A 20,741-nucleotide genomic window follows, 5' to 3' on the forward strand; every position below is an offset into this window, starting at 1 on the left:
CAGTCTCTCAAAGACGGGAAATTGACAGGCCGCCATCGACGGCAAGTGTTGAGCCGGTCGCAAAAGCCATCTGCCCCTCGACCAGCGGCAATACGGTTTCGGCGATGTCGGAGGGTTGGCCCCAGCGGGCAGCGGGGACCAGCCCGCCCTCGATTCGGGCGGTGTATTTGTCTTTCACGCCGGAGGTCATTGGCGTTTCTATGATGCCCGGCCGGATGTCGAAGACCCCGATGCCATGGGGTGCCAGCCGGACCGCAAACAACTGCGCCATCATCGCGGCCCCGGCCTTGGACAGGCAGTACTCGGCGCGTTCGACCGACACCATTGTTGCGCTCACCGAGGTCACGAAGATCATGGAACGGTAAGTGCCCTCATCAGGGCGCGATATCATGCGCCGTGCCACGTCCTGCGCCAGGAAAAACGCACCGCGCAGATTGACCCCCATGACGAAATCGTAGCTGTCGGAGCTCAACTCTAGCATGTCGCCGCGGATCTTGGCAGGCACCCCGGCATTGGAGACCAAAGTGGTGACCGGGCCGAGATCCTTTTCGATCCGATCGAGGACCGATGCGTGACCCTGGATATCCTGAAGGTCGTGGGAATAGTAGTCGGCGCTGTCACCAAGAGCTGACAGGGCGACTTGGACTTCAGCGTCATCCAACCCCACCTGAGCAACGATGGCGACCTTGTAACCAGATTGCGCAAGGGCCTTGGAGATGCCAAGCCCAATCCCGCGCTGCCCACCTGTAACCAGTGCAACTTTGGTCATGCCGCCAGCTCCTTGCGGATCGTGTCAGCCGTTCGAAGGGCAAGTGCGGCGACGGTCAGAGCTGGATTGACAGCTGCTGAAGTTGGCAGCGCGGCGGCATCGGTCACAAACAGGTTCGGATGGTCCCAGGACCGGCAATCCGGATCGAGAACGGACGTCTTGGGATCACTTCCCATACGCACGGTTCCACATTGGTGTGACGGAACCCGCCCATCAAACAGCCTGGACAACACCACCGGAAAGCCTGCCTTGCGCAATGTCTCTTTGGTCTTGCTGACCAGCTTCGTGTGGGCCGCCATGTTGGAACGCCGCCAGCACAGCTGAATTTGTCCATCTTTGAGCACGACGCGGCTATCCGGATCGGGAAGGTCTTCTGAAATCAGGTAAAGATCGAGCGCGTGACGGGAAATCCAGCTGGCGGCAAATTTCGGCAATTGCGGTACTTGGATTTTCAGAATATCTGGCGTGACCCGGCCCAAGAGCTGCACATTGCCGAGCGGCTTGCCGCCGTTTCCATCCGACAGATACCAGTCGTTGATCCCGAAGGTTTTCTGGTAGACGGAATCGTTCCGGAAGGTAGGATCGATCGCGATAACCGCTGTGGCATTGTGGTTCATGAAACAGCGGCCAACGTAGTCAGAACCGTTGGCTACGTTGGAACGCAGCAGCAACGCCGCCGTTTGGACAGCGCCAGCGCATACCGCCACCATTTTGGGCCTTAACGTGGTCTCCTCACCGTCCTTGCGATAGGTGAGCGACTTTATCCTTTTGGTTTTTGCATCGGTCATGAGATGCATAACCTCGGCACCGGAAACCAGATCGACATTGTCATACGCCAAGGCCTCGGAAAGTCCGCAGGTTTCGGCGTCCATCTTGCCGCAGCGCTGATCCGGATAACCATCCCATCCGGTCTGTCCCGCCTCTAACCAGCGGTCAATGTCGACGCCCAACGGCAGGGAAAACGGATGGACACCGGCATTCTCAAGGCGCTGCCGGGCGACCTTTATGGCTGGCTCATCTGGAACAGGCGGGAACGGATATGCGCCCTCATGCGCCGGTTCGCTTGCATCAGACGACACATCCCCGCGAACCTTGTAGAGCCTCTCCGCCTTCTCGTACCAGGGTGCCAGATCGGCGTACCGGATCGGCCAGGCTGGCGAAACACCGTCCTCATGCTCCATGGCGTCAAAATCCTCGGCGCGATAGCGGATCAGCACCGCACCGTAGAGCTTTGAATTGCCACCAATATTGTAGTAGTTGCCCGGTTCGAATTCCGTTCCATCGCCGTCGAGCCAGGTTTCGTCCGACCGGAAAGCACTGTTGGTGTAGATGCGCCAAGGGTCTCTTGCAGGTGCCGTGTCCGGAATTTGATGCCCGCGCTCCAGGATCGTGATCCGCGCACCGGACGGCGCAAGGCCGGCGGCAAGGCTCGCGCCACCCATACCGCTGCCGACAATCACAATGTCCGGTGAAGCGCTCATTGCTCAGGCAATCCGATCTTCTGTCTGCGGGTCGAATGCGACCGCCTTTTCCATGTTGAAGGCAAACGGAAACACGTCACCCGCATTGACGGAGACATCCGCACGGAAACGACCGGTCACGTCCTTGCCGCCAATCTGGGTCACGACAAAAGTGTCCGAACCAGCTGGTTCCGTGACTTCGACCGGAGCTTCCACAGTATGAACAGCCTTTGAATTCCGGTCCGCGCCATCTTTGTCGGTAATGGCTTCTGGCCGGATGCCGAGGACGATATCCCGGCCGACACTTCCCGCCAGCTTGTCGTTTGCAAAAGGAACAGCCGCGGTTTGTCCGTTGGCCAGGGCAATTTCCGCCGCCGGCCGGCCCTCGACAGTGACAACCTTGGCCGGGAAAAGGTTCATGGATGGAGACCCCATGAAACCGGCAACAAACATGTTTGCCGGGTTGTCATAGATTTCCTTTGGTGTCCCGAGTTGCTGGACATAACCGCCGAACATCACGGCAATTCTGGTCGACAATGTGAGCGCCTCGATCTGGTCGTGGGTCACATAGACGATCGTTGTGCCAAGCTTTTGGTGCAGCTTCTTGATTTCCGTGCGCATGTCGACGCGCAACTTGGCATCCAGGTTGGACAGCGGCTCGTCAAATAGGAAGACATCTGGCTCGCGCACAAGCGCCCGGCCCATGGCAACACGCTGGCGCTGACCGCCGGAAAGCTGACCGGGCTTCCGGTCGAGCAGGTGACTGATCTGCAAAAGCTCTGCCACCTGCGCGATCCGCTTCTCCCGTTCAGACTTTTCGATGCCATGCATCTCCATGCCGAAGGAAATGTTCCCTTTGACCGTCATGTTCGGATAGAGCGCGTAAGACTGGAACACCATTGCGATGTTCCGGTCCGCCGGTTTCACCCCGTTCATGCTGCGGTTCCGAATGGCAATCTCGCCAGACGTGATGTCTTCCAAACCCGCGATCATGTTCAGCAAGGTGGATTTTCCGCACCCGGATGGACCGACTAGAACAAGAAACTCGCCTTCCTCGATGGAAATGTTGGTTTCGTGCAGAACCTGAAGGGCGCCATAGGATTTGGTCGCCTGATTGATGTCTAGAAAGCCCATGGTCTTATCCTTTTACTGAGCCAGCCATCAGGCCGCGGACGAAATAGCGGCCAGCGACGATGTAAACGAGCAACGTTGGCAGTGCGGCCATGATCGCGCCTGCAAAGTGGACGTTGTATTCCTTCACCCCGGTGGACGATTGCACCAGGTTGTTGAGCGCCACCGTCATGGGCTGACTGTTGAAGTCCGAGAAGGAGGCGCCGAACAGGAAGTCGTTCCAGATGTTGGTGAATTGCCAGATGATGCAGACAACCGCGATCGGACCAGAAGACGGCAGCAAAATGCGCCAGAAAATCCGGAAGAATCCCGCGCCATCGATCTGTGCAGCTCGGACCAACTCGGTCGGGAAAGCTGCGTAGTAGTTGCGGAAGTAAAGGGTCGAAAACCCGATGCCGTAGACGAAGTGGACGAAGATCAGGCCCGGCAAAGAGCCTGCTAGCCCCATCAGGCCCAGCATCCGGGCCATCGGAATGAGCACCATCTGGAAGGGAATGAAACATCCGAACAAAAGCAGACCGAAGAGAATGGTTGCTCCGGGGAACGTCCATTTCGTCAGCACGTACCCGTTCAGCGCTCCGACCAGAGTCGAAAGGGCAACAGCCGGCACAACCATGATGATCGAGTTGATGAAGTAGGGACGCAGACCGGTGGCTTCGACGCCAACCTGGGCGCTCGACCAGGCACTGGCCCACGGAGCGATTGTCCAGTCACTTGGCAACGCCATCATGCCACCTGCCGTGATTTCGGACAGGGGTTTCAACGAGTTCACCACCATTACATAGAGTGGCAACAGGTAGTAGATGCAGAATACCGCCAGCAGGGCATACAGGATGATGCGGCCAGCTGTGAGGGATGATGATTTTGTCGTCGCAGACATCATTTCTTCTCCCTCAATTCCGACCAGAGATACGGCACGATGATTGCCGCAATGGTCATGAGCATGATCACAGCCGAAGCCGCACCGATGCCCATCTGGTTCCGGGAAAACGTGTAGGAATACATGAAGGTCGCGGGCAATTCGGTGGCCGTGCCCGGTCCCCCGCCAGTCAGGGCGATTACAAGGTCATAGGACTTGATTGCCATATGGGCGAGCACCACGAAGGCGGACATGAACGCCGGGCGCAATTGCGGGATGACAATCCGCCGGTAAAGCGCGAAGGTCGACGCTCCATCGATCTGGGCCGCTTTCATCATTTCGCTGTCAATACCGCGCAGCCCGGCCAGGAACATAGCCATGACAAAACCGGACGTCTGCCAGACCGCTGCGATAACAATCGTATAGATCGCCATTTCCCGGTCTTTGATCCAGTTGAATGTAAAGGTTTCCCAGCCCCATCCACGCACAACGGCTTCTACACCAATGCCAGGATCGAGGAACCACTTCCAGGCAACCCCGGTCACGATGAAGCTCAGCGCCATCGGATACAGATAAATGGTCCGGATAAAGCCTTCCGCGCGGATCCGCTGATCCAGCAAGATCGCCAAAAGCAGCCCAAGCGCACAGCAAATGGCGATGTATAAGACGCCGAACACCACCAGATTGGAAACGGCAATGTCCCAGGCCCGGATCTTGAACAGGTTTTCGTAGTTTTGCCAGCCGACCCAGCCGAAGGAAGGCAAAATGCGGCTATCTGTAAAAGACAGGTAGAGCGTGAAAAAAATGAAGCCGTAGACGAAGATCGCAACGATGGCGACCGTCGGACTGAGCACGAGTTTAGGTAAGGCGTCACGCAGTCTGTCAACAACAGAACCGCGCGGGCTCGCCGTTTCCGAGATGGACATGGTTTATCCCCGGTGGGTTGGGAGAACGGCGGCAGCCGCCGTTCTCTTTTGGGGTTTACTTGTTGATCTGAACTGCCGTCACCAGCTCATCGACCGCAGTGGCGCTGTCATACTCGCCGTTGAAATGCGCGGTGATGACGTCGTACATCGCGTTCTTGATCGAAGCCGGGTTTGCATGGCCATGCGCCATGGAGCCATAAAGATTGCCACTTCCAGCAGCCTTCTTCAGATCCGCCATACCCTTCTTGCCGCATGCATCAAACGCTTCATCAGATACGTCTGTGCGAGCCGGCACAGACCCTTTGACCACGTTGAAGGCGGACTGGAATGCTGGAGACAGGATCGCCGTTGCAAGCGCCGCCTGTTCCTTGCCAACTTCCGGACCTTGGGCGAACATAGCGAACTGATCCGCGTTAAAGGTCACTTGGTCCTGGGTGCCAGGGAACCGGAAGCAGAGGAAATCCTCATCCGGTGTCTTGCCGGCGTTCAGGAATTCACCCTTTGCCCAGTCGCCCATCATCTGAAAGGCGGCGTCGCCATTGATGACCATCGCTGTTGCAAGGTTCCAGTCACGGCCGGAGAAATTGTCATCCACATGCGAGCGGATCACAGCCATGCGGTCAAAGGCTTCCTTCATCGTGTCGGAGCCGAGTGCCTCCTCATCAAGATCGATGAAAGCAGCTTTGTAGAAATCAGGGCCGCCAGTCGACATGGCAACGGCATCAAAGACTGTGGCGTCCTGCCATGCCTGGCCACCATGGGCGATCGGCGTTTTTCCAGCAGCTTTGACTTTTTCAAGTGCAGCTACGAATTCGTCCCATGTGGTCGGCACAGCAATGCCAAGCTCATCGAGAACAGCCTTGTTTGCCCAGACCCAGTTCGTTGAGTGGACATTGACCGGGGCAGAGACCCACTTGCCATCATGCTTGGCGAAGGCCTGAAGGGCTTCCGGCACAACATCATCCCAGCCTTCCAGGCCGGCTTGAATGTTGAGATCGGCGAGTGCCCCCTCGTTTGCCCAGTCAAGAATGTCGAAGCCGAGCATTTGCACGGCAGTCGGCGGGTTTCCGGAGGTAACCCGCGCGCGCAGGACGGTCATCGCCTGCGTCCCGCCGCCGCCAGCAACCGGCATGTCCTGCCAGCCGATGCCCTGGCCTTCGAGGTCTTCCTTCAGGACATTCAGCGCTGCTGCCTCGCCGCCAGATGTCCACCAGTGCAGGACTTCAACATCTTCAGCTTTGACCGCTGTTCCGGCAGCAAGCAGGGCCGCCGCAGCTGTCATCATAGTTGTGAACTTACGCATAGATTTCCTCCCTAAGTGCGTAAAACCCTTCCAGACCCGAACCTATTTGGTTCGTGTTTCAACCCAAGGCGCCCGCGTGCGGCCGATCCGCATCGTCACGGTTTTTGCCTCCAGGAATTCCTCCACTCCATACTTCCCCAATTCGCGGCCTTGTCCGCTTTCCTTGACACCGCCGAAGGGCAGTTCGGCAAACCCGTCCATCCACGTGTTTGTCCAAACAGTACCGGCCTGCGCCTTGCGCGCGAACTCAAGACAGGTGTGGACATTTTCACTCCAAACACCTGCAGACAGGCCATAGTCTGCATCATTGACCAATGCGATGGCTTCATCCAGCGTTTTAAATGTGAGAACCGAAAGAACCGGGCCGAAAACTTCTTCCCGCGCGATCGGCATTTCGGCCTTTACGTTGGAAATGACCGTGGGTTTGTAGAACTGGCCGCTCAATCCGGGCACCTGAAGCGGGCCGCCGCCCAGACGGATGTCCGCTCCGTCCTGACCAGCTTGCTGAACATACGCGTCGATTTTTTGTTGGTGATCGGGGGTGATGATCGCCCCGACCTTGGTTGACGGGTCCAACGGATCACCGAAAGGCACATCTTTCGACAGGGAAACTGTCCGCGCGATGAACTCTTCGACGATGTCTTCGTGCACAATAATTCTGGAGCCGGAATTGCAGCATTCTCCGGCATTGAAATAAACCCCGAATGCAACCGCATCGACCGCGCTATCAAGGTCTGCGTCCGGGAAGATGACTTGCGGATTTTTCCCGCCAAGCTCAAGGGATACCTTCTTCAAGGTTCCCGAAGCTGCTTTCACGATCCCTTTTCCAACTGCTGTGGATCCCGTAAACGTGACCATGTCGACCCGTTTGTCAGTCGTCATTGCGATCCCGACAGGATCCCCATAACCGAGCACAATGTTGACAACTCCGGCCGGGCAACCAGCCTCGATCAGCAGTTCGCCAAGAACAACAGTTGTCGCAGGCGTCATTTCTGAGGGCTTGATGACGACCGTGCATCCCGCTGCAAGAGCAAACGGGAGTTTTTGAGACACAATGAGAAAGGGGAAATTCCAGGGTGTAATGATCGACACCACCCCGATCGGCTCTTTCAGGACCAGACCAAGAAAGTCATCGCCCAGAGAGTTGTGGCTTTCGCCATGAATGTTTCGTGCGAGAGATGCTGCATAACGCCAGATGTCTGCAGCGCCTTCAATCTCTGCCCGGGCCTGGCTGATCGGCTTTCCGGATTCCAACGTTTCAAGCAATGCAATTTTCTCGCGGTCGCGATCGATCAGATCCGCCACCTTGAGAAGCAGAGTTGCGCGGTCCTTGCCACTTGTGCTCCGCCAAGCGTTGTCATCGAACGCAGCGCGCGCAGCTTGGAGTGCTGCATCCACGTCTTGAGCATTGCCCTTGGCGGCTCGTGTTACCAGTGCTCCATGGGATGGAGAGGTCCGCTCAAATGTTTCACCGCTGCAACTATCCCGCCATGAACCCGCGATGAGATGCCGCGCAACAAAGGGATCTAGCGGCAGCTTCGCTTCTGAGATGGCGACAACGTTCAATTCACTCATGGTCAAATTCCAGGAAAATTTGGTTTGCGTTTTTCGCGAAAGGCCGTCACGCCCTCTGTGCGGTCAGCTGTCGGGCCCATCATGCCAGCACCCAGAGCTTCAATCATGGCGTCGCGGTCTTCACCGACCGCCGCATGGATCATGTATTTGGCAACTTCGATGGAGCACGGTGATTTGGCCGACAAGGCCTCGGCAATTTCGAAGGCTTTCTGTTTTGGATCTTCAGAAATCTCGGCAGCAAATCCGGCGGCATAGGCACGTTCAGCCGAAATTCGGCGGCCGAATAGGGCCATTTCCTTTACAAGAGGCTCCCCAAGGAGCCGGATCATCCGTTGTGTCCCGGACCATCCGGGAACAATCCCAACAGCAGCTTCCGGCAGCGCCAGCGTCGCACGTGGCGCTATGACCCGGATGTCAGCCGTCGCGGCAAACTCAAGGCCACCACCAAAGGCGTGACCATTCAGGGCCGCAATCGTCGGCTTGGAAAGGCCGGCAACCCGGTCAAAAATCCGGTGGCCATAGCGCACCCAGTTGCGGGCAAATTCCCAAGGTTCAAGTTGCGACCAGGCCATGATGTCCGCGCCGGCACAAAAGGCCTTGCTATCTTCCGCCGTGATCACAAGCGCGCGGAGTGCCGGGTCCCGCTCTATTTCCGCGCAAGCAGGCTCAACAGCTTCGAGCATTTCAACCGTAAAGGCATTGAGCTTTGCCGGATTGTCCAGGCGCAACTCGGCGATCGTGCCGTGCCTTATGAGATGCAACCCGCTCACAGATGCAGCTCCATGGCTTCCTGGCGAAGAAGCGTCTTCGGCATTTCCGTCAGCGTGTTCGCGAGACGAACCCGCCCCTTGGACGCATCGACGATATCTCGCTGGGCATCGATGCCGGGCATGACTTCTGTTGCCATCAGCCCGCTGTCCGTTAGCTGGATCACACAACGTTCTGTCACATAGAGGACGTCCTGACCGAGCTCGCGGGCGCGGCGGCCGGAAAAGGTAACATGCTCAACTTCATCCACCATCTTGGTGAACTTGCCGGGCGCCCTGACGGTCAGCGCATCATCGGTCAGCTCGAGGTCCGCCCCGGCCTCAAACAAACCGGAAAACACGATCTTTCTTGCATTGGCCGTGATATCCACGAAGCCACCGCATCCAGCTGTCAGGTAAGGCTTTTTGCCGAGCTTGGAGACGTTGACATTGCCGTCCGGATCGATCTCTAGAAAAGACAGGAACGAGACGTCAAATCCGCCGCCCTGGAAATAGGTGAACTGCTGTGGCGACGGCATATAAGCATCCGCGTTTGAAGCGCAGCCAAACGCAAACCCGGTGAGCGGCATTCCGCCTGTGGCGCCTTGCTCAATCGCCCATGTGACGGCCTGTTCCTGCCCAGCTTCCAGCAAGACACGGGGTACCATCGCAGATACGCCGAAACCGAGATTGGCGGTCTGGCCTTTGCTCAGTTCCATGGCCGCGCGCCGGGCCACGACTTTTTCGATCCCGTGTTCAGCCAGGGAAAAACTCGACCAGGGGCGCATGATTTCTCCGGAAATCGCCGGGTCGTAGTCGGTTTCCGTGGTTTGTCGCTGATCTGGATCGACAACGATCAGATCAACCAAATGACCGGGCACTCGAACGTCATGCGGGCGCAGAGAACCGGACGCGGTGATCCGCTTGACCTGTGCGATCACCAAACCGCCATGGTTGCGCACCGCAATTGCCTGCTCCAGGCCTCCAAGATACGCACCTTCATGTTCATATGTCAGGTTGCCGCGTTCATCGGCCGTCGTTGCCCGAATAATCGCAACGTCTGGAATGATGTTTGGGAAGTGCAGCCACGTTTCACCGCCGAGTTCGATCCGGGAGACGATCGGCTTGCCGGCTGCAACATCGTTCATGGCACAACCTTGCCGGATCGGATCGACAAAGGTGTCCAGGCCTACTTTTGTCATGACACCCGGACGGCGTGCTGCCACGTCGCGGTGCATGTCAAACAGGATCCCGGACGGGACATTGTAGGCAGCGACCCGGTTGTCGACGAGCATCTGCCATATGTCCGGCATGGGCAGGGAAGATGGACCGGAGGGATAGGATCCGGCGATGATGGTGGAGAGCAGACCATCCTTTGCGATGTGATCAATTCCCTTGATACCGTACATATCGCCTGCCGCAATCGGGTGGATCGTGGTCAGGTTCCGCGGGTGACCTTCCTTTTCGAAGCGCTCCCCAATGGCTTCCAGGATCTTGTCAGGACAACCAAGACCCGAAGACGAGGAAACCGTTATGATTGCACTGTCCTGAATGCGGCCGGCAGCTTCGTCCATGGAAACGAGTTTGGAGGTCATCGCTTAGAACCCTCCGTAATCGACAGGGGTCGTTTCACCCGTTTGCGCCGCTGTGCGAACCGCAAGCGCAACAGCTAGGGATTTCACCCCATCAACACCATCTGCAGACGGCTTTCCATTGCCCGCCGCAGCAGCAACAAAAAGACCGAGGGCACGGTGATAAAGATTGTGCGTCTCGAACGGGACTTCGGCCTCACCGTCCGCTGTTACCAACCTGATCGAACCGATCGGCTGCTGGGTCATGACGTTGCGGGCGAAGATCGACCCTTCGGTCCCGTGAAATTCAATTCCTGTCCCGGCGAACCCGTGCGTAAAACTCTCGTGTGTCTGAACCATGGCGCCTGAAGGCATGGACCAGACCGACATCACGCTGTCCTCAACACCTTCGCCCATGCCAGACGTTCCGGATTTCGCAACGACATCCACCGGATCTTCGGAGAGATGAAAGCGGACCGTGTCCGCATCGTGGACCGTGATATCCGGTATGACACCACCGCCGGCGGACGCGTCATTGATCCGCCACCCGCGCAAATGCTCCGGCAAGTGCACAGCGTGGAACACCCTTGAACTCAAGACTTTGCCGATCCGGCCTGAAACAATGAGGTCCCGGATCGCAAGGTGAGACCCTGCATTGCGCAAATGGTGATTGGTCGCAAACGTCACACCTTTTTCTGCGGCCGCCTTTACCATCACGACGGCCTCGGCAAGCGTCATTGCAAGCGGTTTTTCACAGAGCACGTGTTTGCCCGCTGCAATCGCGGCCAGAGCCTGCGCGTGATGTTTTTCATTGGTCGTTGAAATGTAAACCGCATCAACGCTGTCATCGGAAAGCAGAACGTCCAGGTCTGTGTAGCTGTCCGGGATCTGATGCTCACCGGCAAACGCTTTGCCCCGCTCAACATCTGAACTGAGGACAGACTGAATGTCCGCCCCGTCCTGAACGCGGATGGCATCGATGACAAAACTGGACGCAATACGGCTCGCGCCTATCAGTCCCCACCGCATGAATTCCTCCCAAGAGACGATTATTTGGAACGTTCCAATTTTATGCTATCAAAACTGGAACGTTCCAATTTGTCAAGCTATCTTTCGCAGAGGCAACCCCGGGCGTGATGAGCGACCTGAGATCACGGATCTCCTCCAGCTCAGTGTAGACACCGTTTCAATCTGGAGAGGGCCGATTTTTGCAGCCACCTTCGACAAGTATAAGGCCAAGTTTGGCGGCATGGATGTATCGGATGCTCACAAGCTTAAGGTGTTTGAAGCCGAGAACGCGAGACTCAAGAAGCTTTTGGCTGAGAAAATGCTCGACAACGCCATGCTGAAGGATGTTGCTTCAAAAAACGGGAAGCAGTAACTCATCCGTGCGGAGCGCGCGGCGTGAGCCAGCGTCGGGTGTTACAGTCTTGGCAATTGACCGGTCAAGTGTTCGGTATCGAAGTCTTCGACCTGATGACGCCGATCTGCGCGAAGCGATTAAGGAGCGCGCCAGCACCTTGGCTACATGGGTATTCACCTGATGCTGGAACGCCACGGCAACAGAATGAACCAGCAGAAGCTAAGACGCTTGTATCGGGAAGAGTAACTTTAAGTCAACAAACGTGGTGGCCGGAAGCGGGCATTAGGCACCAAATGGCGATGGTGTTGCCAATCAGACCAGACAAGCGGTGGAGCCTGGATTTCGTGTCGGTTGCTTTCACGGACGGCCGCCGCTTTCGAGTTCTGGATGTGGTTGACGATTACAGCCGCGAGTGCCCAGCGCTGGCGGCTGATACGTCGTTCTCTTGCTTGCGGGTCGCAGGTAAACTCGATGCTCTCATTCGTCTACGTGGCAAGCCCAGTACTGAGATGTCTTATAACGGAACCGAACTGACCAGCATGGCCGTTCTCAAATGGTGTCAGGCGACCGGTGTCGACTGGCATTATATCCAACCCGTCAAGCCGATGCAGAACGGCTTCGTCGAAAGTTTCAACGGTAGTTTCAGGATGAATGCCTAAATGAAACGCTGTTTTCGGTGTTCGCCGAGGCCAGATCAAATACCAAAGCATGGAATAACGACTACAACCGAAACAGACTCCATACATCTTTGGCCAATCTAATGCCCTATAAATTCGCGTTGAAAATAACATTGCAATCACGGATTGTATAAGGCAAGAAAACTACTAGATTCCACGCAGAAATGAAAGAGTATCGGGTCTCAGATCATACAGGTTGGGAAAAAGATTTACATTAAAATACTCGCCCCGATAGCGCTCGTTGATGTTTTTTAATATAACGGTCTGCACGGGTAATCCCGGTACGATGTGGTGCCATTCAATACCGGCGTCCTGACACCAGGCCAATTCGGCATGTGAGGTCATTACCGTTACATTGTCAGAGACAATCATATCAAACTTACCGCGCTGCTTGATATCAATGCAAGATTCGCCGTCATCGCCACGCCAGACAATGCCCGGTCAACAATCGTTGCAAGAAACTTGGCAACAATTCGCAAGACGCGGAATCGCTGGCCGTCCGGCGGAGCATCAGAAACGCCGTCTTGGGTCCGCTGCGAGCGGCTCTCTCGTAAACCCGAATTTGCCGACGAGTGCAGAAATTCGCTTAAGCGGTCGTCTCCTCCTTATTGCAAAACTTGCTTTCGGATAGATCTGGAAGAGCTTCTTTTGATTCACTTCAGATCCCTTCTTGACCAGCAGGATGTCGAGGCGGCGAGCGCCAAACCATAAGAGTTCGTTCGCCAACTCCCACAGGCTTTGCTGCAAGCGCTCGTCACCCTAAACGTATTTTCGGTGTTGGAACGCTCAGCGCTCAAAAGCCGTAAAACGGCACGCACGGCAACCGTTCAGTCGAAGTCCGTTCACAATATCACGCAATGCACGGCACTCCACGTCAGGCGTCAGTAGACTTGTTGTAAATTGCTTGAGGCGGCATCGATTCGGCGAGCATATATTTCAACTTCGCAGCAGGCACGTTCATTGCGCTAAACTTGGGTTTGTAATAAGCTTTGTCACTGATACTTTGCTTCCAGTAAAAGCTCGAAGGTTTCAGACTTCGCTATCAATAGTTTCTTTACAACAAAAATGTTTGTGCTACTGGTGATCCGATGAGCAATTTTTAACATGACACTTCAGTGTCTGCTTGTCGATTTCGCTTATTCACACTATAGATCCGGACTAAGTTGTGGCAAATATTTTAGTAATTGGGAAATATTACTTCCCGTTTAAAGGCGGGATTGAAGAAAATACCAAAAATGTATGCGAAACACTGGCTGCGGAGCACTCGGTAACTGTCTTAGCATATGCACACAATAAAAATAGCTCAGAAGAAACAATAAATAACGTCCGGATCATCCGAAAGCCTGTACTTTTCAACCTCAAGGGTCAACCGATCTGCCTGTCTCTTTTCTCGGGGATTGATTTGAACCAGTACGACATTATCCACTTTCATTCCCCTAACCCCCTAGCCAGTGCTCAACTAGTATGGCGCTTCACTTTCACCAAAACGCCACCTTTGATCGTTACGCATCATATGGATATTCATGGTCGGAAATTTTTGAGATGGTTGTCCATGCCTTTCATCCACTCGCTTCTACGCAAGGCGGACAGAACGATCGTAACTTCAAAGAAAAATCTACATATTTCAAAGGATTTGCCTAAAGTACAGAACGTTTCAATCGTACCGTTGAGCATTGACCCAGACAATTACAAGATTGACGACGGCGTGCGTATGGCTGGCAAACTTTGGAGAAAAGAGATTTGTGGAGAGGCGCAGGTGGTAGGCTTTATAGGTCGACTTGCGCGGTACAAGGGCATTGTTCCGCTTATCAAAGCGGTGAAGCAAATTCCGGATCTACATGCGGTAATTGCAGGTGACGGAGCAATGCGAGAAGAAATCCGAACCCTAATTTCGGCGGAAGGTCTAGATGCGCGAATTCACCTGATCGGCAGTGTCACTCATGAAGACAAGCTTAAAGTACTTTCTTGTATAGACATTTTTGTATTTCCTTCAACTGAAATTACAGAAGCTTTTGGCATCTCCCAGCTTGAGGCGATGATTTGTAAAACGCCGGTTGTATCGAGCGATTTGCCGACGGGCGTAACAGATGTTGCAATACATGAGCAGACGGCCTTACTTGCGAAACCGGGCAGTGTGCCCAGCTTGGTAGCCCAGATAGAACGCCTTCTTGACGATCTGGCCTTGCGAGAAGAATTGCGGGAGCGCGCCTATCGCCATATCCGTAATCATATGACGAACAAGGTGGTTAGTCAGAAAATCAAGGACATTTTTACTGAGTGTTTGTCAAACGAAAAGGCTTCCTAGCAATACTGCCGTCGAACCTTCAGTAGCACAACAACGGTGTTTGACCTGGACCTGTTTGCGCCAGGATTCATGAACCATGACATACAATCAAATACATGAATTAACGGGCCAAGATTACCTTATGTTAAAATTTAGACACTAGGTTAATCTTGTATATCTAAGTTACTCAGCTAAGAATTTCGGAATGTCGAATTCCTTGGACACTATATCATGCATACGCAAAATATTATTGACCAAAGAGAGCCATATAATAACAAATTCTCGAATCTATTTGACGCAAAATACCTAATTGATCTTGTCGCATGCAATTTTAAAGTATTACTAACATCGAGTTTCGTTTTTGCAATTCTGGCGTATTTAGTTGCACAACTAATACCAAACTATTACTCAGCCACTACGCAAATCTTAACCGATCCGGAAGGATCGCGGGTGTTGGAATCTGATTTGGCCAACCAGACTGGGCAAGCCGTAGATGAACGTGTTGAGAACCAGCTTCATATTATTACATCATGGAAAGTCTTGTCCCCAGTTATTGAAGCGGAGAAACTCTTCGACGATCCTGAGTTTGGCGGGGGGACACCGTGGCTTGATGACCGCGAACGCCGCACGAAACTTGCATACGATCTACTCCTCAAGGCTTTGACAGTGAGTAGGACACGGGACAGTTTCATTGTTAATGTGACCATTGAATCCAAGTCGCCTGATCGTTCTGCCTCCCTATCGAACAAAATTTCTGCGTCCTATCTTCAGGTTCGCACCGAGATGAACGCGGGGATTATGCGAAAGACAAGCGGGGAACTTGCGCTGCAGTTGGACCAACTGAAACAGATCGTCGAAGAGGGAGATCGGGCGATCCAGAACTTTAAGGCTGCAAATAACATTACAACGGTCGAAGGTCAGACAGACATTTTGCAACAAATCAGCGAGACCAATACTGAGATTGGTAATCTGTCGGCACTGATTGCGGATAGTGAAGCCCAGCAGATCGAGTTGGAACGCGCAAGGTCTAACCCCACTTTTCTTCGCTCGCTCCCCGATGATGTTCTCAGCCCATCGATCGTTGTGCTCCGGACACGCTATTTGGAAAGTATTGAGGAGCAAAACGTTCTAGCTGCATCTTTCAGTGAACGACATCCAACATTGCGCGAAGCACGAACCCGCACAAATGCACTAGCCCAACAGCTTGATAGCCAAGTTCTCAATTTCATCGATGCCAATCGTAGCAAAGTCAACAAACTCAAAAAACAACTTCTCATCCTGCAAGAATCGGCGCAAAGACTGAAATCAACTTTAAATGATGAAGAAAAGAAGATGGTACGCCTACGCGAACTTGAACGTAAATACGAAAGTGACGCTGTAGTATACGAATCATTTCTTCTTCGGACACGGCAACTTTCCGAACAGGAGGTCGCGGCCTACGAGAATCCTATAATACTTACGAGAGCTCAGGCGCCTCTCAAGAAATCGGGGCCTAAACGTTCGTTGATAGCTTTGGCAGGCGCCTTTTCCAGCGGCACCATCTTGGGGGTTTTTCTTTTGCTCGGACCGGCACTAACCCCTAGGTTTCTAACACGAATCCTCCAGTGGCCCGAGGATTACACTGGAATTGAAGCGCCTCCTAACCCACCGGCGTCGACACGTGAACCCTTGTTTGGGCAGTCTAGCGCGCCATTCGACGCGTCTCCGGATCAGCTAATTCGTAGCCCAACAAGCAACCAAAATACGCCTGCTCGTATCAGGCTCCAAGAACGTCTGAATTCAGGTCGTGCGACGGGCGCAACACGCCCCCCTCCGGAAATCGACCTTGATCACTATGATCACCTTGTCCGCCATGTAGATTGGTTTTCGGAACAGGGCTCCATCATCATTGTGACAGCAGCAAGCGGACGAACCGAACTTCCAGACAAGTTAATGGAATTAGCCAATGAGGCAACAAGCCGTGGACGCAGTGTCTTGTTGATAGATGCAGATTTTGAAAAAGCCGCTTTGAGCGTCACGTTTGATTTGCTTGATCGTCCGGGATTCACCAACCTCGTTGATGGACAAAAAATTGATGACCAAGCTCTGATTGAAGTTCTCGGCTTTGAGGACATTTTTTTCATGCCTATTGGAACAAGTGAGCCAACGCTTGGTCGGCGGTATATCGATCACAATTCTGGGCTGCTTCGCTTCTTGTCTGATAGTATCGTCGATTTTGATTTGATTCTCATAGTGATTGGTCAAGCTAATAGGGCCGTATTGACATATGAACTCACTGCCATGAAGCCACCAACGATAATGATTGCTACTGGTGAGGGAAAAAAAGAAATCGCATCAGCGAGGTCGTCTCTTGATGAGCTTGGATTGCCCTTCATTCACACTCTTAAGATGAGCGAATAAATCACGTATACCGGTTTCAGTACATGGAACAACCCAGCACATTTCTCGGCAAATTAAGAAATGCTCAGCAAAGTCTCGAAGTGTCTGACCTTGCCGCGGCCTCGAATGTCTTGATGCGTTCTTCGAGTCTTGTGCTGCGTTTTTTGCTTTCAGTTTACATCATTAAGCAGATTGGATTGGAAGCAACAGGTACCTACGGATTAGTCCAGGCTCTCGTTACCGCAGCCCCTGCTTTGCTAGGCTTTGGCTTAAACTATTTCGTTATCAGAGATGTGGCGAGCCTGTCGCGCCTTTCTGCTGGTGTCTTGATAAAAACACGTCTAGCTTTGAGTGTGATCTGTCTGGCAGTGGCATCGGCTGTAGTGGCAGCGTTGATGGTCGGCGAATTTGTGCCCGTTCCACCACTTATCGGATTGGTCGTCCTAATTATCTGGCTGGAGACCGTTTCAGCCGACATTCAGGTGCCGCTCGTCGGTCGCGGCATGGTATTACAAGCAAACGCACTATTCTTTATACGTTCGGCTGGGTGGGTACCCTTTGCAATCGGCCTTGGTTTACTATTTCCCGCTTTGCGAACAATAGAAGTAGTTTTGATAGCTTGGCTCTGTGCCTATCCCGCAACATTTATTTTGCTTTTGTTTTTCCTGAAAGAGTGGCCCTTACGCGACATAGCGCTGGCCCCTTTCAAGTTCAGATGGGCGGGGCTACGGCTGAGGAAATGTTGGCTGATATTTGTCAGCGAGATATGTACCGCAGCGTCGGTTTACGGTGATCGCTATGTGGTTTTGTTTTTCCTCGGATTGTCGGCTACAGGTGTCTACACATTTTATCTTTCGTTGGCGACGGCCCTGCACACACTGATTTCCACCGCTGTTGTGCAAATCGCTGCGCCATCTCTCTTTAAGTCCTATCAGAGTGGTTCGCTAGGAAAATGGCGAGACGTGATGTCGAAACAATACGCAAAACTTACTATCGTCGGTTTGGGACTCGGATTTGCCGTTTTTGGAGCAGGACTGGTTTTGATTAATGCGATGGAAATTCGAGAGGTAAAGGATCATCAATTCGTATTTGCACTTTTGATTATTGCTGCAATCGTTCGGTCGCATGCCAGTCTCACCTACCTCGGCTTAAACAGTCTCCGAAAGGACAAACAAAATGCCCTGATAAAGCTAGCAGGATTAGCGGTCACGGTTTTGGCCTTGGTGGTATTCACGTCAAACTTCGGGATGACAGGCGCCGGCCTTGCTGGCGTGATCTCTTCGGGTCTGCTGGCATTGTATTCGTGTTACGTTCTGTATACTGAAGTTTCAAAAACAAAAAGATTTCACCAACTGGATTTTTCTCCGGCAAACACATTTCATCACGCGGCAAACGAGTTCTTTTCACCAATTAAATATATCTATAAGCAGATAGTTTCCACGGCCCCCCCAAGATTGGCAACTCACATACAGTATTTTAAATTCCATCGCCGTTTTGCGAATTTGAACCGGCCCACAACTTTTAATGAGAAACTGATTGCCCGTAAACTCAGCTGGCGAGAAACGGACCACGACCCAAGGTTTGTTGTATTAAGCGACAAAATCAAAGCTAAAGGGCATGCGAGCAAAGTTCTGGGGCCGGATTGGGTAACTCCGACTTTATGGCACGGAACGGACTTGGACCGATGCCCTGAATTGCCTTATCCTTTTGTTATAAAGCTAAACAATGCTTCAAATCGGAATATTTTCGTTTTTGGGCCGGATGATTTCGAACGCGCAAAGCATTCATGTCCTACTTGGCTGGGTGAACGATGGGAGAGACGGCTTTCGGAAGAGTGGTACAATCACATTGAACCGGAATTGATGATTGAACCTTTTTTGGGGGTCCAAAGTTCAAACGACGAGCTTTCCGTCCCCATCGATTACAAGTTCTTCTGCTTTCACCAGAAAATAGTATGTATCGAAGCTGTTGTCGGACGGTGTGAGGAAAATAGGCGTTCCTTTTTTGATACAAAGTGGGAAAAGTTGGACTTTAAATTCCGTTTTGCAAAAGAAGAAGTATTTCTTCCACCGCCACAGCATCTCATTGAAATGATTACGGCCGCCAAAAAACTCTCGATGGGTTTTGAATTTGTTCGCGTAGATTTATACGATCTACCTGATGGGCCAAGATTTGGCGAAATGACCTTTTGCCCCGGCTCCGGCTTCGGAGTGTTTCGGCCCCGTTCAGCCGATCATTGGCTAGGGTCACACTGGAAGCCGTTCAATACGTTCTGAATGCAATATTACCCTCAAGATTTTGAGCTCATTAATGCTCTTAAGTGAGGCACGCTAGGCCACTCCGAAAAGTTCGTTGAGCTTGTCTTATCAAAAAGATCAAAACATTAGATCTTTGTTTATTCTAAAAACGAGCATTCACGAAATTGTGTCGCGACTTAACCATATTTTAACATCTTTAAAAATTGCGGCGAATATATTGCATCAAAATCGAGCGATCTCTGCTAAGACGTAGGCGCTCTTTAAGAAAAGGCCTAGAACTTGAATAATAAACGTGTGGATTGGGTCGATACCGCTAAGGGTATCTGTATCGTTTTAGTTGTAATGCTGCATTCAGTCACTGGGGTTGAAGCGAACCGCGGCGACTTCGGCTGGATGCACGCGATAATTGAGTTTTGTGCTCCCTTCCGAATGCCGGACTTCTTTCTGATCTCAGGACTGTTCTTAGCAAGTGTGATTGATCGAGACTGGAAACTCTATATCGACCGAAAAGTTGTGCATTTCGCCTATTTCTACGTTCTATGGCTATCCATACAATTCATCATCAAGATGCCCAGCTTTACCAATGAAATGGGCTTTATGGGTACTGTCGAATTCTACTTGATGAGCTTTGTCGATCCATTTTCGATGCTGTGGTTCATATACATGCTTCCGATCTTCTTTGTAGTCAGCAAGCTTGCACATGATTGGAAGATCCCTTGGCAACTTGTCTTGGGCGCGGCCGCACTTCTACAGATCGCGCCCATACACACTGGCTGGCTTCTGATCGATTCGTTTGCATCGCGCTTCGTCTATTTCTATGCTGGCTTTGTCTTTGCTCCACACATATTTGCTTTGGCGGATTGGGCTCGCGAACGCGTATTTTTGAGCATTGGATTGCTCGTTACGTGGGGGCTTGTCAATGCGATTTTGGTTTTCAACGGCTTGTCAACATTGCCATTTTTGTCCTTGGCTCTTGGGGCAGCCGGAGCTGGAGCTATCATACTAACCAGTGCGTTGATCGTTAAAGTTGGCACACTAGACTATCTGCGCGTTTTTGGAGAGAATTCCATCGTAATCTATCTCTCGTTCTTCTTCCCTATGGCCGTGACCCGGGAAATCTTGTTGCGATTTGGCATGTTGGATACCGGTACAATATCTTTGATTGTCAATATTGTTGCTGTATCAGCACCAATGGTTCTGTTCTGGATGATCCGTAAAACAAATGTGGGCTGGTTCCTATTCAAGCGGCCTAAATGGGCTTACCTTAACGGTACCTATCTGAAGCAAGCAAGAGCTACTTCGACAATTCCGCTTACAGGCAAAAATTAGAAATATTCTAGCGCAGCCGGCTCTTCACTCCGCAGAGGCCTATTGCTCTAAGATTGCCGATAAAGAAGAATGTCGTTAGGTAATGCGCATTAGACACGCCGTTTTGCGTAT

General features: G+C 52.7%; 15 protein-coding genes and 1 pseudogene. 6 read left to right on the plus strand and 10 right to left on the minus strand.

Going from position 1 to position 20,741, the window contains the following annotated elements:
* Window positions 1–7: 7 nt before the first annotated feature.
* The 10 genes from ACQY4Z_RS11050 to ACQY4Z_RS11095 are packed head-to-tail and all read right to left on the minus strand — an operon-like array spanning window position 8 to window position 11,369.
* Window positions 8–769 (minus strand): 3-ketoacyl-ACP reductase, encoded by a 762-nt coding sequence (locus ACQY4Z_RS11050; RefSeq protein ID WP_428529194.1) that lies wholly within the window; start codon window positions 767–769, stop codon window positions 8–10.
* Window positions 766–2,250 (minus strand): GMC oxidoreductase, encoded by a 1,485-nt coding sequence (locus ACQY4Z_RS11055; protein WP_428529196.1) that lies wholly within the window; start codon window positions 2,248–2,250, stop codon window positions 766–768. Before ACQY4Z_RS11055 ends, ACQY4Z_RS11050 begins: the two co-directional genes overlap by 4 nt.
* 3 nt (window positions 2,251–2,253) lie before the next feature.
* Window positions 2,254–3,363: an ABC transporter ATP-binding protein gene (locus tag ACQY4Z_RS11060; RefSeq protein WP_428529198.1), complete on the minus strand. Its 1,110-nt coding sequence runs from the start codon at window positions 3,361–3,363 to the stop codon at window positions 2,254–2,256.
* A gap of 4 nt (window positions 3,364–3,367) precedes the next feature.
* Entirely contained in the window at window positions 3,368–4,240 is an 873-nt protein-coding gene (locus ACQY4Z_RS11065; RefSeq protein ID WP_428529527.1) for a carbohydrate ABC transporter permease, read from the minus strand.
* Complete coding sequence (locus ACQY4Z_RS11070) at window positions 4,240–5,145, minus strand: carbohydrate ABC transporter permease (protein ID WP_306147360.1); 906 nt, start codon at window positions 5,143–5,145, stop codon at window positions 4,240–4,242. The genes ACQY4Z_RS11065 and ACQY4Z_RS11070 overlap by 1 nt, the downstream gene beginning before the upstream one ends.
* A gap of 55 nt (window positions 5,146–5,200) precedes the next feature.
* A complete protein-coding gene (locus ACQY4Z_RS11075) occupies window positions 5,201–6,448 on the minus strand; it encodes an ABC transporter substrate-binding protein (protein ID WP_428529200.1) in 1,248 nt (415 codons plus the stop codon).
* Window positions 6,449–6,490: 42 nt separating this feature from the next.
* Window positions 6,491–8,023, minus strand: a complete 1,533-nt coding sequence (locus tag ACQY4Z_RS11080) for an aldehyde dehydrogenase family protein (protein ID WP_428529202.1) — start codon at window positions 8,021–8,023, stop codon at window positions 6,491–6,493.
* A 2-nt stretch (window positions 8,024–8,025) separates the two neighbouring features.
* On the minus strand, window positions 8,026–8,793 hold the full coding sequence (locus tag ACQY4Z_RS11085) for an enoyl-CoA hydratase/isomerase family protein (protein WP_428529204.1): 768 nt from the start codon (window positions 8,791–8,793) through the stop codon (window positions 8,026–8,028).
* A complete protein-coding gene (locus tag ACQY4Z_RS11090; protein WP_428529206.1) occupies window positions 8,790–10,364 on the minus strand; it encodes an acyl CoA:acetate/3-ketoacid CoA transferase in 1,575 nt (524 codons plus the stop codon). The genes ACQY4Z_RS11085 and ACQY4Z_RS11090 overlap by 4 nt, the downstream gene beginning before the upstream one ends.
* 3 nt (window positions 10,365–10,367) lie before the next feature.
* Complete coding sequence (locus tag ACQY4Z_RS11095) at window positions 10,368–11,369, minus strand: Gfo/Idh/MocA family protein (protein ID WP_428529208.1); 1,002 nt, start codon at window positions 11,367–11,369, stop codon at window positions 10,368–10,370.
* On the opposite strand from ACQY4Z_RS11095, the gene ACQY4Z_RS11100 reads away from it, so the two are divergent.
* The 6 genes and pseudogenes from ACQY4Z_RS11100 to ACQY4Z_RS11125 all read left to right on the plus strand — a co-directional run bounded on the left by ACQY4Z_RS11100 (window position 11,368) and on the right by ACQY4Z_RS11125 (window position 20,630).
* On the plus strand, window positions 11,368–11,721 hold the full coding sequence (locus ACQY4Z_RS11100) for a hypothetical protein (RefSeq protein ID WP_428529210.1): 354 nt from the start codon (window positions 11,368–11,370) through the stop codon (window positions 11,719–11,721). The genes ACQY4Z_RS11095 and ACQY4Z_RS11100 overlap by 2 nt on opposite strands.
* Before the next feature lie 281 nt (window positions 11,722–12,002).
* Window positions 12,003–12,514: pseudogene (locus tag ACQY4Z_RS11105) on the plus strand (integrase core domain-containing protein).
* 1,031 nt (window positions 12,515–13,545) lie between these two features.
* The gene (locus tag ACQY4Z_RS11110; protein ID WP_428529212.1) at window positions 13,546–14,685 is read left to right on the plus strand and encodes a glycosyltransferase; all 1,140 of its coding nucleotides are present in this window, start codon (window positions 13,546–13,548) and stop codon (window positions 14,683–14,685) included.
* Window positions 14,686–14,895: 210 nt separating this feature from the next.
* Entirely contained in the window at window positions 14,896–17,064 is a 2,169-nt protein-coding gene (locus tag ACQY4Z_RS11115) for a GumC family protein (protein ID WP_428529214.1), read from the plus strand.
* A gap of 23 nt (window positions 17,065–17,087) precedes the next feature.
* Window positions 17,088–19,319 carry an ATP-grasp fold amidoligase family protein gene (locus tag ACQY4Z_RS11120; RefSeq protein WP_428529216.1) on the plus strand — a complete coding sequence of 744 codons (2,232 nt, stop codon included), beginning with the start codon at window positions 17,088–17,090 and terminating at the stop codon, window positions 19,317–19,319.
* Window positions 19,320–19,580: 261 nt separating this feature from the next.
* A complete protein-coding gene (locus ACQY4Z_RS11125; RefSeq protein ID WP_428529218.1) occupies window positions 19,581–20,630 on the plus strand; it encodes an acyltransferase family protein in 1,050 nt (349 codons plus the stop codon).
* Window positions 20,631–20,741: the final 111 nt, after the last annotated feature.

This window comes from Roseibium sp., assembly GCF_965276855.1.
Taxonomy (GTDB): Bacteria; Pseudomonadota; Alphaproteobacteria; order Rhizobiales; family Stappiaceae; genus Roseibium.

Coding starts and splice junctions, on each gene's coding strand:
- ACQY4Z_RS11120 (WP_428529216.1), top strand. CDS start 17,088: ATGGAACAACCCAGCACATTTCTCGGCAAATTAAGAAATGCTCAGCAA.
- ACQY4Z_RS11100 (WP_428529210.1), top strand. CDS start 11,368: ATGAATTCCTCCCAAGAGACGATTATTTGGAACGTTCCAATTTTATGC.
- ACQY4Z_RS11070 (WP_306147360.1), bottom strand. CDS start 5,145: ATGTCCATCTCGGAAACGGCGAGCCCGCGCGGTTCTGTTGTTGACAGA.
- ACQY4Z_RS11090 (WP_428529206.1), bottom strand. CDS start 10,364: ATGACCTCCAAACTCGTTTCCATGGACGAAGCTGCCGGCCGCATTCAG.
- ACQY4Z_RS11075 (WP_428529200.1), bottom strand. CDS start 6,448: ATGCGTAAGTTCACAACTATGATGACAGCTGCGGCGGCCCTGCTTGCT.
- ACQY4Z_RS11060 (WP_428529198.1), bottom strand. CDS start 3,363: ATGGGCTTTCTAGACATCAATCAGGCGACCAAATCCTATGGCGCCCTT.
- ACQY4Z_RS11095 (WP_428529208.1), bottom strand. CDS start 11,369: ATGCGGTGGGGACTGATAGGCGCGAGCCGTATTGCGTCCAGTTTTGTC.
- ACQY4Z_RS11065 (WP_428529527.1), bottom strand. CDS start 4,240: ATGTCTGCGACGACAAAATCATCATCCCTCACAGCTGGCCGCATCATC.
- ACQY4Z_RS11115 (WP_428529214.1), top strand. CDS start 14,896: ATGCATACGCAAAATATTATTGACCAAAGAGAGCCATATAATAACAAA.
- ACQY4Z_RS11080 (WP_428529202.1), bottom strand. CDS start 8,023: ATGAGTGAATTGAACGTTGTCGCCATCTCAGAAGCGAAGCTGCCGCTA.
- ACQY4Z_RS11050 (WP_428529194.1), bottom strand. CDS start 769: ATGACCAAAGTTGCACTGGTTACAGGTGGGCAGCGCGGGATTGGGCTT.
- ACQY4Z_RS11055 (WP_428529196.1), bottom strand. CDS start 2,250: ATGAGCGCTTCACCGGACATTGTGATTGTCGGCAGCGGTATGGGTGGC.